The organism is Rhodococcus sp. 05-2255-3B1, from assembly GCF_002258545.1.
Classification (GTDB): Bacteria; Actinomycetota; Actinomycetes; order Mycobacteriales; family Mycobacteriaceae; genus Rhodococcoides.
This window is the reverse complement of the sequence record NZ_NOZC01000035.1, coordinates 191,691-204,974: the sequence shown is the minus strand read 5'-3', so window position 1 is coordinate 204,974 and position 13,284 is coordinate 191,691. Positions and strand designations below refer to the sequence as shown.

Below are 13,284 nucleotides of genomic sequence, written 5' to 3'. Positions count from 1 at the left end.
GGTTCGAGCATCGACCAACTACTGACACCGCACGAAACGAGAAAGGGACTCACATGAGCTTCATCGACAAGGCCAAGAACGCAGCAGAAGACGCCATCGGCAAGGCCAAGGAAGTTGTGGGCGACGCCACCGACAACAAGGACCTCGAGGCCGAGGGCAAGAAGGACCAGGGTTCGGCAGGCGTGAAGAAGGTCGGCGAGAACATCAAGGACACCTTCAAGTAAGTCGCACCCGCGAGGGCCGTCGATCTGCGGATCGGCGGCCCTCGCTGCGTTTTCGGGTGCCGCCGCCGATGCTCGACGGTTCTACGTACAACCGTCCCGAAGGCAGCGTATAAAATGCACGGAGCCGACACCGTCGGCCGAATCGAGCGTCCAGCAGAAGGCGCATGATCTCGGATCTCTGCGACGAAGTCGGCAGGGGTCCCATGCGAGAGGACTGTGTGCATGCCGCACTCTTCTATCGAAGACAACACAGCCGCATCGGCGGACGCCTCGAGCTTGGCCGAATTCGCCCGATCCTTGCGTGAGACTCGGCGCTCGATGCCGCAGACACTCGATGCGATTCTGCGTACTGCCATCACGATGATCCCGGGTGCAGTCACCGGATGCATCACCACGGTGAAAAAGGGCGAGCGGACGGTGGTCGCGTCCACCGATCCGGTTGCGGAGAAGCTGTGTCGCCTGCAGTACGAGCTCGGCGAAGGACCCATTTCCACCGAGGTTCATCACTTCGACGTCGTCGTCGCCGCCGATCTGACCGACGAGGATCGGTGGCCTCGATTCGCTGCCACCGCCGTCGAAGAGGGTTTCAAATCACTTGCTGCGTTCCAGCTCTACAGCAACGCCGACGACCTCGGTGCGCTCGTGCTCTACAGCGACCGACCCGGCGCATTCCACGCCGACGCGGTGACCATCGGTGAAGCGCTTTCTGCCCACGCTGCCATCGCGATGCTCAGCGCCCGTGACCACGAGCAGTTCCGAACCGGTCTGGCCAGTCGAGACATCATCGGTCAGGCCAAGGGCATGATCATGGAACGCTACGACCTCGACGCGGTGCAGGCCTTCGAGCTGTTGGCCAAGCTGTCACAGCAACAGAACCTCCCTCTGCACCTCGTGGCCCGTGATCTGGTGGAGACCGATCATCCGACGGACTCGACCTTCTGACGAGACGACGGGGTTTCGATTCGCCGCTCGCGAGGAATGGCTGTCAGTGGTACCGGCAGGCGACACGCGATACCCGCGGGCGGTTATCTCGTTGAGACAACAGCGATCGACCGCCCGTCGCTATTGCTCCGGTTGACAGCTCGGACACCACCACGTTCGACGCCTGTCCGGGTCACCGTTCACTTCTGCTACCACCCGAATCGATGTTCCGCACCGCAGGCACGGCTTCCCGGCTCGACCGGCGACCCAATGCGTGCGGCCCCGGCGAGTGTCCCCGGTGGTCACCTGCATCGCACCCGGGACCGTCGCCGAGTGACGCATCGCTCGTTCGAGCAACGCGACCAACCGCTGGGCGTCGACGGCGGTCGACGGAGTCCACGGCCACAGCCCGCGCAGAAAGCAGAGCTCGTTCGCCCATAGATTTCCCGGCCCGGCGATCACCCTCTGGTCCAGCAGCGTCGCGATGATCGGCCGCGTTCCCTGAGCGGCAATGTTGGCAACCGCTCGGTCTGCGTCGAACTTCGAGTGCAGTGGGTCCGGTCCCAGATGTGCGATCAGCGCGTTCATGTCCGGTGTGTATCCGTAATCGACGACCGGTAGCAGAATTCCGTAGGCGGTGGGCCCGTCGACCGCGGCGAGCCGCACCCGCACGTCGGGTCGGACACGCTGCGGAATCGAGCGACCGGCCCGCACCACCGTCCACGATCCGCTCATCCGCAGATGCGTGTGCAGCGTCGTGTCGTCGTCGAAATCGGTCAGCAGATGTTTGCCGTGGGTCCGGTGTGCGACGACGGTTCGCCCGGCCAGATTCTCGACTGCATGCGCGGGCACCTGCAGCCTTCCGGCCCGCAACGATGTGCCGTCCAATGCCCGACGCAACCTCGCGGCCAATACGAACACGGTGTCACCTTCGGGCATGACCTCCGGGTATCCCGCTCGAACGAAACGCAATCCGAACACCGGGCCCGCATCGGCCGGATGTGATCGTCGCTCGCTATGTCGAGAGCGACGCCGTCGGCGACACGCCCCGGCCGGCGTGGGCACGACAGAGCTGGTGGACAGACCCAGAACCTACGGCGCGACCGAGGATCGGAGAATTCCCGACGGCGTCGGCCGCAACACCGACGCGAGTTCGGCCAACGGCACCGGTGCCTCGACGAGGGATTCCCACGGATACTTCGCGCCGGTGTCGCGTAGGAAGGCAACGGCCTGATGGAGGTGCCGCGGCTCGTAGTTGTGGATGCCGGTGATGGTCAGCCAGTTCCGGACCACTGCTTCCGGGTCGACGGTGATCGGCGGACCCGGCGCGACGGATCCGGCAAGCACGAGCCGCCCACCGACGTCGAGTCGCCCCAACGCCGACTGCACGGCCGCCGACGATCCGGAGAAGTCGATTGCCACATCTGTTCGTGCACCGTCGTCCTCACCGGCCCCGAATGCACGAGATTGTCTCTGTCGCTCCGGGTCTCGATCGACGACCGTCACCGATGCCCCTCGCTCGCATGCCGCTGCGGCGGCGGTGACCCCCAGCATTCCGGCCCCGACGATCAGTACTCGTCGGCCGTTCATAGCACCCGCTGCGTCAAGAGCCGCCATGACCGTCGCCGTCGCACACGCTGCCGGTGCGGCGACGGCGTCGGGCATGGTGTCGGGAACCCGGGCAACTGCGGTACCGCGAGGAAGCACGATGTGTCGGGCGTAGGAGCCGCTGAGAACCCATGGACTCTCGGCAGATTCGTGCCCCACCTTGCGCACGGACGAGCACTTGGCCGTGAACCCGCGGACGCATCGACTGCATCGGCCGCAGGGCACGGTCACCGACCACACGATCCGATCCCCGACCGCCGCTGGGGATGTGGCATCACCGGCGGCCACGACGCGACCGACGGCCTCGTGCCCGAGTACCGACGGGCACGCTCCGTGCCGTCGACCGGACACCGTGTGCAGATCGCTCCCGCACACCGTGGCGAGATCGACGCGCACCAGCAGATCACCCGACTCGAGGGCGGGAATCTCGATGTCCCACATCTCGATCCCGCTCCCCGTCCAGACGGCGGCCGGTGTCAGACCAACAGTGATCTGATCCATCCTGAGACCCTTTCCACGATGTACACGACGACGAAGATGACGAGAACGATCGCACCGGCGACGTCGAAGTTCAGGGTACGAATCGACTCGAAGAGCAGGAAGCCGATACCGCCCGCACCGACGATCCCGAGAATGGTCGAGGTACGAATGTTCACGTCGAGCAGATACAAGCTCGAACCGACCATCGATGGAATGGCCTGAGGAACAACGGCACTCAATGTCCTGTTCCACCAACCGCCACCCACCGACGCCACCGCTTCGAGGGGACCGGGATCGATCTCCTCGATCGCGTCCGCCACGAGTTTGCCAAGAAATCCGACGGATCCGATGGCCAGTGCGCAGGTTCCCGCCACCGGACCCAATCCGAGCGCTGCGACGAACACGACGGCGAGGATGAGTTCGGGCACAGCCCGAACCAACACAATCCAGGATCGCGCAACCCAATACACCGCGGGATGCGGAGTTGCGTTGCGCGCAGCCAGAACTCCGACGGGAATCGACAGCACGATACCGATTGCGGTGGCCACGACTCCGATGGCGACGGTCTGTACGGCGGCGTCGAACAGGTCCGATCCCAGCGCGGAGAAATCCGGTGGGACCATTCGACCGAACACCTCGATCGACGGCCCGATCCAGGTCAGCAGCGAGCGCGGATCCAATTCGAGAACCACGAACGACGCCACGATCGCGAACAAGAGCACAGCCGACGCCCCGATGCGCATCAGTCGATCGCGCTGCGGGCCGGCCGCGGACGGGACCAGCAGCATGCGGCGCAGAGCCATCGCTACAAATTCCATTGCGGCGATGATCACCAGGATCACCAACACGATTCCGAGAGCACGCGGGTAGATCAGTCCGCGGAGAGCGTCCTGCAGGGCAAAACCGATGCCGCCTGCCCCGACGAAGCCGAGCACGACCGACATGCGCAGATTGATGTCGATTCGATAGACGAAAGCGCCGATCCACGCCGGAACCACCTGCGGAACAACGGCATTGATCATCTCCCGGTAGTAGCCGGCTCCAGCTGCACGGAGCGCCTCTCGCGGTCCGACATCGGTCTCTTCGATGGCGTCGGCGAACAGTTTGCCGAGCATGCCGATGGAATGTAGTGCCAGAGCCAGGATGCCGGGCAGCACACCGATTCCCAACGCCCGGACGAACAGCACCGCGAACAGCAGATCCGGCATCGCCCGGCAGAAGGTGATGACGGCGCGCGCGATGCCGTACAGGGCCGGGTGGGGCGAGGTGTTCCGTGCCGCGAGGAACGCCAGCGGTACCGAGACGACCGCTGCGAGCACGGTGCCCAGCACTGCCATGAGCAAGGTGTCGAGCGCGAGGGAGGCGATCCTTCCGGTGTCGTCGACACGCGGCGGCAGCATCCGCTCGAGCAGGTTGCCCACATCCTCGAGACCGTCGATCAAGGTCGTCGGCGCGAAGTCGATGTAGCCCGCCGAGAGCACGGTGAGAACGAGCGCGACGACACCCAGTGCCGGGAACAGCCATCGGCGCCGCTGCGGATCCTTCTGCCCTGCAGTGTTCGTGGGCTTCGGTTCGACGGTGACGGTCATGTCGGTGCCACCGTGGTCATGCTCCCGGGGTCGGGCGCGATCCGTTGATAGATCGGCATGATGTCATCACGCTGGAGACCGGCGGCGGGGCGATCGAGCACCACCCGACCGTCTCGGAGACCCACGAGGCGATGGGCCCAGCCGAGGGCGAGATCGACCTGATGCAACGTGCACACCACGGTCAGTTTCTCCTCGCTGGACACTCGCTGCAACAGATCCATCACCACGCCCGCGTTCTCGGGGTCGAGCGAGGCGACGGGTTCGTCCGCGAGGACGATCCGCGGACGCTGCATCAGGGTGCGTGCGATCGCCACCCGTTGCTGCTGTCCACCCGACAGCGTGTCGGCGCGCCGTTCGGCGAAGTCCGCCAACCCGACTCGGTCGAGGCACGCGCGGGCTTCCTCTCGCATCGCTTTCGGGTAGGTGAGTGCGCCGTAGCGCGGAATCGACAGTCGGCCGATGCCTCCCACGAGTACGTTCTCGAGGCAACTCAGCCGGCCCACGAGATTGAAGTGCTGAAAGACGAAGCCGACATCTCGGCGTAGCTCGCGCACACGGCGGCGGTTCGCCAGATCGACCCGGATGTCGAGTGCAGTCACGCTCCCCGACGTCACGGGCTGCAAGCCGTTGATGCACCGCAACAGCGTCGACTTCCCGGAGCCGGAAAGCCCGAGCAGAACCAACATCTCACTGTGATGCACATCGAGATTCACGTTCTCGAGCGCTGTGGTGGATCCGAATGTCTTGGTGACGTTGCGAACACTGACCACCACGTCGCCCCGGTCCATCGGTGCGGACATCATCAGCCCTGGCACTTCTCGGAGCCGGTGACCTCGCATACGTGGCGCACGCCGTCGTAATCGCTGTCCTGGGCGGGAACGACGCCCCAGGCGTCCTCGTCGGTGATGCGGCATTCCTCGGCACAGATGCCGTCGGCCACAAAGGCATCCGAGTTCATGCCGTCGCTGAAGACGTCCTGGAGCTTGGCAATGGCGTCGGCACCGAGATCGTTGTGGCTGCGAAGAGCGATCCGGCGATCATCTCGGACTTCCACACCGTCTTGAGCTCACCGGGTGCAAGTTCACCGTTGTCGATCATCGTGCGGTCGACCATGGTGTCGAACGCGAATCCGGCGTCGCAGTCTCCGGCCTTGACGGCCAGCGCCGATGCATCGTGTCCGCCGGCGTAGATCGGGGTCATCGCGGCGGAGATGTCGGCCTCGGAACCGGAGGAAATGACGTTGTCCTCGATGAGTCCCGCTGTCGGGTAGAGGAATCCGGAGGTGGAGCTCGGGTCGACGAAGCAGACCTTCTTGCCTGCGTAGTCGGCGAGACCGTTCACCGAGGCATTGTCCGAACGAGCGATTCCGTACGACTGGTAGCCGGGAGGAGTTCCCTCGTCCTGGACGACGGCACCCAGCGGTGTCATCTCCGCACCGTTGATGCCTGCGACGACGTACGCGAAGGGGCCGAAGAACGCGATGTCGACGTTGCCTGCGATCAGGCCCTCGACCACGCCGGCGTAGTCCGAGGCCTGGATGAACTCGACGCTCGCTCCGGTCTCGTTCTCCAGCCGCTCGATGACGGGGTCGTAGCTGGCTTTCAGGTCTGTGGAGTTCTCGGCGGGAATGGCTGCGAGCGTGATGGTTTCGGGGAATCCCTGCTCGGTGGTTGCTCCCTCGGATGAGCTCGAACAACCGGCTGCGACGAGAGCCGCGGCAGAGAGCACGGCCGCGGCGGTTCCGGCACGACGGCGAGAGATGGTGGTCATGGCGTGATGTCCGTTCGGGGTGTGGTGGATGTTCAGGGCAGAGCTGTTCAGGGCAGAGCTGTTCAGGGCAGAGCTGTTCAGGGCAGAACGATGGGGGGAAGGTCGGCGACGCTGTCGAGCACGTGGGTGGCACCTGCTTCGAGCAGCTGGTTCTCGGAATGAGCTCCGGTGAGCACGCCGACCAACAGCGATGCGCCGGCTCGGCGACCGGACAGGATGTCGCTCGACGTGTCACCGACGACGGCGACCGCGGAAATGTCGGTCACCTCGGCGAGCAGGGCGGCCGAGAGCACGAGATCGGGGTGCGGACGGCCACGACCGGCACTCCCGGGTGCGAGGAATGCGTCGGGCAGATCCCGCCAGCCGAGCGCGTCGATGATGCGATTCTGGGTGGGTGCCGAGAATCCGGTCGTCAGGACGACGGTGATTCCGGATTCGCGAAGCTTCGTGATCGCCTGGGCCGCACCGGGTACAGGTGAGACCCCGGCGTCGATGCGGGCGTCGTAGGCCGATTCGAAGGCGCGGTTGGCAGCCTGAGCGCGGTCCTCTGTTCCGAACAGTGCGCGGAACACCTCGATCTTGGACCGACCCATCGTGTCGAGCACATAGCGGCGGGCGTCGTCGCGTTCCGGACCGGCGTCGGCAAGTCCGACGGCGGTGGCTGCGGCATCGAACGATTCCAGTACCAGACCGTCGTCGGTGACAGTGGTTCCGGCCATGTCGAGGACGACGAGCTCGACGGGGGTGCTGATGTTCGGGCTGGTGGAGTTCGGCATGGGGAAGAGACTGCCGTTTGGTATAGACCATTACGTGGAACGTGAGTGAACGGACCGTGAACGTCGCACGACAATTAGGTCTAGACCAATTGATGCTATGGTTGGTCCATGGCCGTGGACACCGAACCTCGCGTACTCAAGCATCAGATCGTCCGCAGAAGCCTCGACGCGATGCTCGACGGAATGTCTGCGGGCGACGCGTTTCCGTCCGAGCGCGATCTCGCCGATCGATACGACGTGTCCCGCGAGACACTGCGTCAAGCCATCCGAGAACTGTTGGTAGCCGGTCGAATCGAACGTCGCGGCCGGGCGACGGTGGTGGCCGAACCCAAAGTGGTGCTGCCGTTGGCGATCGGCTCCTACACCGAGGCCGCGCGCGAGAAGGGCATGAGCGCCACTCGAATTCTGGTCGGCTGGGAAGTGTTCCGAGCAGACGACGTGCTGGCGGAACTCCTCGCGATCGAGATCGGTTCGGAGGTGGTGCAACTCGAACGCGTCTTCACCACCGGCGACGTGCGAGTCGGACTGGAAACGACCCGCATTCCCGCCTATCGAATCCCGGGGCTACAGGACAGTTTCGATCACCGAACGTCTCTCTATGCCGAATTGGCAGCCCGGGGAGTCACGTTCGGGCGCGTTGTCGACACCATCGAAACCGTCCTCCCCGATGCCAGGGAAGCCGCACTGCTCACCGTCGACACTCGGACACCGATGTTTCTGCTCGGCCGTGTCTCCTACGACACGGACGGTGTTCCCATCGAACACCGACGGTCGCTCTATCGCGGAGACCGGATGACCTTCACCGCCGTCATGGACGCCTGACATGACCTCAGCAGAAAGACTTTCCGTATGACATCGACGTACGACGTCGTGGTCGTCGGGGCCGGGATCGTCGGCCTCGCACACGCGTATCACGCCCATCGGCGCGGACTCACCGTGGCTGTGATCGATCATGCCGATCGTGTCGCAGGTGCCTCCGTCCAGAACTTCGGACACGCCTGCATCACAGCGCAATCCGGGACCGCACTCGAGTACGCGCGAGCAGGCCGCAGTCACTGGCTCGACCTCGCCCGAAGAGCCGACTTCTGGGCAGCGGAATCGGGAACGCACTGCGTCGCCCGGCACGAGGACGAGCTCGCGGTGCTCGAGCAGTTCGCCGAACTACGGGGCGAGGATCAGGTACAGCTGCTGGACCGCAGCGAGGTACTGAACCGACTCCCCCTTGCCGACACCGATGTGGTCGGCGGCATGTACCTGCCTCTGGACGTCCAGGTGGACCCGCGCTCCGCCGCTCCGGCCGTCGCACGCTGGCTCGCCGATTCCGGGGTGGACTTCCACTGGCGCACCGCTGCAACGTCGTTCGCGCCGGGAATCGTTCGCACCTCCCGCGGCGACCTGCATGCCGGTGCCACGTTCGTCACCGTCAACCACGACATCGATCGCCTGTTTCCCGAGAGCGCCGAACGCGGCGGACTGGTGCGGTGCCGACTGCACATGATGCGAGCCACCATGCCGCTGCGTGCATCGCTTCCCTCGCCGCTGTTCACCGGCTGGTCGCTGCTGAGGTACTCGGGCTTCGAGAACCTGCCCGCCGTTGCAGACGTCGCTGCCCGCCTGCAGGCCGAGTATCCCGACTACGTCGAACTCGGCCTGCACCAGATGTACACCCCACAACCGGACGGGTCGATCCTGTTGGGCGACACCCACGTTCGCGAGATCACCACCTCGCCGTTCCAGAGCGAAGACGGTTTCGAGGTGTTGCTCGGCGAAGCGAGAACGCTGTTCGGAGTCGACCGCATCGACGTCGTCGAGCGATGGCAGGGAACGTACTGCTCCGCACCGGGTTCGGAACCCCTTGGAAGAGCCCATCGACCGTGTGCACATCGTCACCGTCACGACCGGGATCGGCATGACCACCAGCATGGGTCTGGCGTTGTCCAACGTGGACAACGCGCCGACGCTCGTCTAGCGCCGACACCCCCGTTTTCGCCTCACCTCACTGTTCGGCTCGCGACACTACTGGGCACACCCCCGTGTCAAGATGTAGTCATGCCGCCGGTCGTTCGCCCCTACCGAGGTGTCGCCGCAGACAAACGTCGCCGCGAGCGCCGCGAGAAACTGCTCGACGCCTGCCTCGACGTGGTTGCGGAGTCCGGTGTCGCCGCCGTCACGGTCGACGGCATCTGTGCGCGCGCCGGCCTGTCCAAGAGGTACTTCTACGAAAGTTTCGGAGACCGCGACGCCATTCTGGTGAGCGCTCTCGACGACGTGATCGACACCGTGGGAACTGCTCTCGAAGAGATTGTGCAGGAACAGGGGTCGACCTCGGACCGCGTCGCCCAGACTGCAGCCGTTCTGGTGCGCGCGCTCACCTCCGATCCACGGTCGTCCCTGCTGTACACCTCGGCGTCGGCCAATCCCGCACTCGAGGCCCGACGCCGACAGATGGTCGACACGTTCACACCACTGCTGATGCGAGCAGTGCTCGACGCCGACCCCGCGAACCCACGGGCCGAGGCAGCGACCGTCCTGATGGTGGCAGGCACGACCGAGCTACTCGACCGGTGGCTTCGCGGCGATCTGGACTTCACCGAAGTGGAGTTCGTCGACACATTGACCGCGCTCGGCGTCGCCCTGGCGACCTCTTTCTGAGCGCACCCGTGTGTCGGGCCGTCACTCGAGCAGGCTCCGGCCCAGATAGCCGTCGTCGACCACTCCCGGCAGCACGGCGAACACCGCGGACCCGATGGGTGTCGTCCATTCGTTGAGCGCATCGAATTCGGCGAGGCGCCGCTGAATCGGGAGGAACTGGGTGAGCACATCGCGCTGATAGCTTGCGAACAGCAGCCCGGAGTTCGACACCGAGCCGGGAGCAGGTGGGTCGTCGTAGTTGTACGCCCGCCGGAAGATTCGCTCGCCGTCGTGAGTGTGCCGCGCCCGAGCGATGTGCGAGGACGGTGGGATGACCGGAATGCCGAATCGATCGGTCACGTCGAAATCGGCCTCGTCGAACTCGTCGGTTCCGGTCAACGGCGCACCGGTGTCGAGAGTTCGCCCCACCGACAACTCGCGGCCGGGTCGGTCCAATTCGTCCCAGGTATCCATCTCGATTCGAATGCGCCGCAACACCATCGACGTTCCGTGCTGCATCCAGGGCTGATCGCTGCCGTCGTCCCAGACCAGACCGTCGAAGTCCGTACTTCCGGCCGCCGGATTGACCGTGCCGTCGACCTGGCCCATCAGATTGCGCATCGTGTTGCCCGATTCCTCGGTTCCCCGCGAACGGCGGAACCCGCGCTGCATCCAGGCGATCGTCACCAACGATCGAACATTCTTGGTGAGTACCCGCACTGCGTGCGCAACGGTCACAGGATCGTCCGAGCACACCTGCAGCAACAGATCTCCACCGGTGAATCCCGGTTCCAGACGGTCGATTCCGAACGCAGGAAGCGGCGCCAGCCACGTTGGGCGCCGATCCGGCAGACCGATCGCATCGAACACACCGGGGCCGAGTCCGACCGTCACCGTCAGACGCGCCGGCCGAAGTGCCAATTCCGCCTCGGTATCGGCCAGCGCGGGTGCGCCGGCAGTGAGCCGTCCGATGTCCTCGGTCCAGACCTTCAGAATCCCGATCAGCTCGTCGCGTCCGACACGATCCTGCAGATTCAGACCGACGAACGTCGAGTGTGCCTGCGGCGGAACGGTATCGATCCCGGCTTGATGAATGCCGCGCCACGGCACCGTGTCGGCTCCGGTGGTCGTCTCGGCCGCATGGTTGCCGAAGACTCCGTAACCGGTCGCTGCTCCCACGCCCGCGACGCCGAGCGCGGCGACGCCTCCACCGAGGAGGCGTCGCCGGCTCAGCGAGCGTGGGGACCGGTTCTCGTTCTCAGCCACCGTGCGTCGGCGCAGGGGTCGCCGACCCGTCCGTGTTCATGCCCATGGTGCCGGGCTCGTAGTTCTCCTGGGCCCCGGAGAAGTCCCTGACCTGGGCGGTGAACGTCGCAGTCGACGCATCCTCGAACTCGAGGGTGAACTCTGCGTCGGCTCCTGGCGTCAGCGGAGATGTGACGTCCATGAGCATCAGGTGGTCGCCGCCCGCGGCGAGCACGTGCGTGCCGCCCGCCGGAATGACGAAGCCGCCCTCCTTGGGCCGCATCACCATCGCTCCGTCGTCCCCGGTTGCCATCTCGTGCAATTCCGTTCGGCTCGATGCCGGTGACGATGCACCGACCACGTGCACGTCGGCGTCGCCGCTGTTCTGCAATTCGGCGAACGCCGCGGTCATACCGGAGTCGGCGGCTTTGACCCATTGTTCGCGAACGACGACGGAATCGGACTCCTTCGCCGCGGCGGCCGGCTGGGTGCTCGAGCATCCGGTGAGCATCAGGCCGGTGACCGACAGCGCGGTCACCAGCGTCGAGGTGCGACGGGTGATATTCATGCGAGTTCGCTTTCATGTTGGGAAGCAGCGGAATTGGCGGCTCTGGTCCGAGCTCGACGAATCGAGCCGAGCACGACGTCGACAGCGAGGAAGGCCACCAGGCTCAGCCCGAGGAGTGGGACGAACCAGCCGACTGCGACGGCGACGACCGCCAAGACGGCGACGGAGATCGGCGAGATACGGCGAAGACCGCCGCGCAGAGGTGGCCGGCCCGCAGTGAGACCGGTTGCCTTGGTGGGCCGGCGCTTCCACCACATCATGTAGCCGCGCACGATGACCGATGCCAGCGCAACTGAAAGTGCGAGCAGGGCCAGCTGATTGGCCACACCGAACAGCGTTCCCATGTGCAGTTGAATACCCCAGGCAGCCAGCTTGGCCGCGAGCGGCCAGTCGGAGAAGTACAGGGTGTCGACAACCGTGCCGGTGCTGCCGTCGATCGAGATGGAATTGTTCGACATCAGCCAGGGCTGACGGGTTTCGGCGACGACGAACGCTGCGTCGTCCGACGCTGGGATCGACGCCTCCACGGCCCCGTCGATACCGTTGGCCTTCGCGATGTCGAGGACCGAATCGATGCGTCCGACTTTGCTGTTCGTCGTCGACGCGTCGGCCGCCATGTCCATCGAATGCCCGCCGTGACCGGAATGATCGGGCGTCGCGGCGTCGGAAGAGCCGATGGTCTCGGTGATGGCGGGTGTGGTCCAGCTCAATGCCGAACGCAGCTCGGTGACGTTCTCCCCCGCGTAGGTGGACCACGTGAGTCCGGTGGCGGAGAGAAATACCAGACCGACGGCGATCCAGATGCCCGCCACACCATGCCAGTTCAAAGACCTGTTGCGGCCTTTGGATTTTCGATCGAAGGTCAGCAGCCTGGTTTTGTCGCGGTTGCGCCGGTAGCGCTCGACCCACAGGTAGAGCCCGCCGAGCGCGATCACCCACAGCCACGATGCGGCGAGTTCGCTGTAGAGCCGACCGGGCTCACCCAGGTGCAGGTGGCGGTGGAGTTCGGAAATCCAGGTGCGTAGAGGTAACGCGCCGGAGGAGCCGTACACCGTCGACTCGCCCACGGACGTCGCGGTCGAGGGATCGACGAAGACGGCCAGCCGCTTCGATTCACCGAGGGAGGGGTCGGTGAACATCACCCGGGTGGTGTCGCCGGGGTCGGTGGCCGGTCGCACTGCGGCGACGGTGAGGTCGGGTTGTTCTGCCTGCGCAGCTCGGATCTGATCCGCCACCGGTACGGCCGGGCCGGTGGGGTCGACGTGCAGGTAGTCCCGATACAGGAGTTGTTCGATGGTCGGTGCGACGGCGTACAGCCCGCCGCTGATGGTGGCGATCAGGATGAACGGTGCGACGAGGATGCCCGCATAGAAGTGCAGCCGCAGGATCAGCGGACGCCAACTGCGGGGGCTGGTCGGACGGGTGGGCGGGGAAGGATCGGCGACGCGTTCCATTTCCGGTGTGGACACGAG

Annotated in this window: 12 protein-coding genes and 2 pseudogenes; 5 read left to right on the top strand and 9 right to left on the bottom strand. The window is 65.2% G+C overall.

The window, feature by feature from the left end:
• The first annotated feature begins 53 nt into the window (after positions 1-53).
• On the top strand, positions 54-224 hold the full coding sequence (locus tag CH249_RS20350; RefSeq protein WP_008718579.1) for a CsbD family protein: 171 nt from the start codon (positions 54-56) through the stop codon (positions 222-224).
• 222 nt (positions 225-446) lie between these two features.
• Positions 447-1,166 carry a GAF and ANTAR domain-containing protein gene (locus tag CH249_RS20345; protein ID WP_094683617.1) on the top strand — a complete coding sequence of 240 codons (720 nt, stop codon included), beginning with the start codon at positions 447-449 and terminating at the stop codon, positions 1,164-1,166.
• Positions 1,167-1,286: 120 nt separating this feature from the next.
• Here CH249_RS20345 and CH249_RS20340 read toward each other — a convergent pair whose 3' ends face one another.
• The 6 genes and pseudogenes from CH249_RS20340 to CH249_RS20315 all read right to left on the bottom strand — a co-directional run bounded on the left by CH249_RS20340 (position 1,287) and on the right by CH249_RS20315 (position 7,368).
• Positions 1,287-2,084 carry a DNA-formamidopyrimidine glycosylase family protein gene (locus CH249_RS20340; RefSeq protein WP_094683630.1) on the bottom strand — a complete coding sequence of 266 codons (798 nt, stop codon included), beginning with the start codon at positions 2,082-2,084 and terminating at the stop codon, positions 1,287-1,289.
• A gap of 153 nt (positions 2,085-2,237) precedes the next feature.
• Positions 2,238-3,254 (bottom strand): zinc-binding dehydrogenase, encoded by a 1,017-nt coding sequence (locus CH249_RS20335; RefSeq protein ID WP_094683616.1) that lies wholly within the window; start codon positions 3,252-3,254, stop codon positions 2,238-2,240.
• A complete protein-coding gene (gene phnE / locus CH249_RS20330) occupies positions 3,230-4,822 on the bottom strand; it encodes a phosphonate ABC transporter, permease protein PhnE (RefSeq protein WP_094683615.1) in 1,593 nt (530 codons plus the stop codon). Before phnE ends, CH249_RS20335 begins: the two co-directional genes overlap by 25 nt.
• The gene (phnC, locus tag CH249_RS20325; protein WP_179273048.1) at positions 4,819-5,625 is read right to left on the bottom strand and encodes a phosphonate ABC transporter ATP-binding protein; all 807 of its coding nucleotides are present in this window, start codon (positions 5,623-5,625) and stop codon (positions 4,819-4,821) included. The genes phnE and phnC overlap by 4 nt, the downstream gene beginning before the upstream one ends.
• Positions 5,625-6,592: pseudogene (locus CH249_RS20320) on the bottom strand (phosphate/phosphite/phosphonate ABC transporter substrate-binding protein). Before CH249_RS20320 ends, phnC begins: the two are co-directional and overlap by 1 nt.
• A 77-nt stretch (positions 6,593-6,669) precedes the next feature.
• Positions 6,670-7,368, bottom strand: a complete 699-nt coding sequence (locus CH249_RS20315) for a phosphonatase-like hydrolase (RefSeq protein WP_094630382.1) — start codon at positions 7,366-7,368, stop codon at positions 6,670-6,672.
• A 108-nt stretch (positions 7,369-7,476) separates the two neighbouring features.
• Between CH249_RS20315 and CH249_RS20310 the strand changes: the two genes are divergently transcribed.
• The 3 genes and pseudogenes from CH249_RS20310 to CH249_RS20300 all read left to right on the top strand — a co-directional run bounded on the left by CH249_RS20310 (position 7,477) and on the right by CH249_RS20300 (position 10,020).
• Positions 7,477-8,190 (top strand): GntR family transcriptional regulator, encoded by a 714-nt coding sequence (locus CH249_RS20310; protein WP_032396017.1) that lies wholly within the window; start codon positions 7,477-7,479, stop codon positions 8,188-8,190.
• A gap of 27 nt (positions 8,191-8,217) precedes the next feature.
• Positions 8,218-9,337 (top strand): annotated as a pseudogene (locus CH249_RS20305) (TIGR03364 family FAD-dependent oxidoreductase).
• Between the two features lie 80 nt (positions 9,338-9,417).
• On the top strand, positions 9,418-10,020 hold the full coding sequence (locus CH249_RS20300; protein ID WP_094683614.1) for a TetR/AcrR family transcriptional regulator: 603 nt from the start codon (positions 9,418-9,420) through the stop codon (positions 10,018-10,020).
• Positions 10,021-10,041: 21 nt separating this feature from the next.
• On the opposite strand, the gene CH249_RS20295 is transcribed toward CH249_RS20300, so the two are convergent.
• From CH249_RS20295 to CH249_RS20285, 3 genes are read right to left on the bottom strand one after another with little or no spacing between them, the layout of a single operon-like run.
• Entirely contained in the window at positions 10,042-11,265 is a 1,224-nt protein-coding gene (locus CH249_RS20295) for a Dyp-type peroxidase (protein WP_094683613.1), read from the bottom strand.
• Positions 11,258-11,812, bottom strand: a complete 555-nt coding sequence (locus tag CH249_RS20290) for a copper chaperone PCu(A)C (RefSeq protein WP_094683612.1) — start codon at positions 11,810-11,812, stop codon at positions 11,258-11,260. The genes CH249_RS20295 and CH249_RS20290 overlap by 8 nt, the downstream gene beginning before the upstream one ends.
• Positions 11,809-13,281: a PepSY domain-containing protein gene (locus tag CH249_RS20285; RefSeq protein ID WP_256988391.1), complete on the bottom strand. Its 1,473-nt coding sequence runs from the start codon at positions 13,279-13,281 to the stop codon at positions 11,809-11,811. The genes CH249_RS20290 and CH249_RS20285 overlap by 4 nt, the downstream gene beginning before the upstream one ends.
• Between the last annotated feature and the right edge of the window lie 3 nt (positions 13,282-13,284).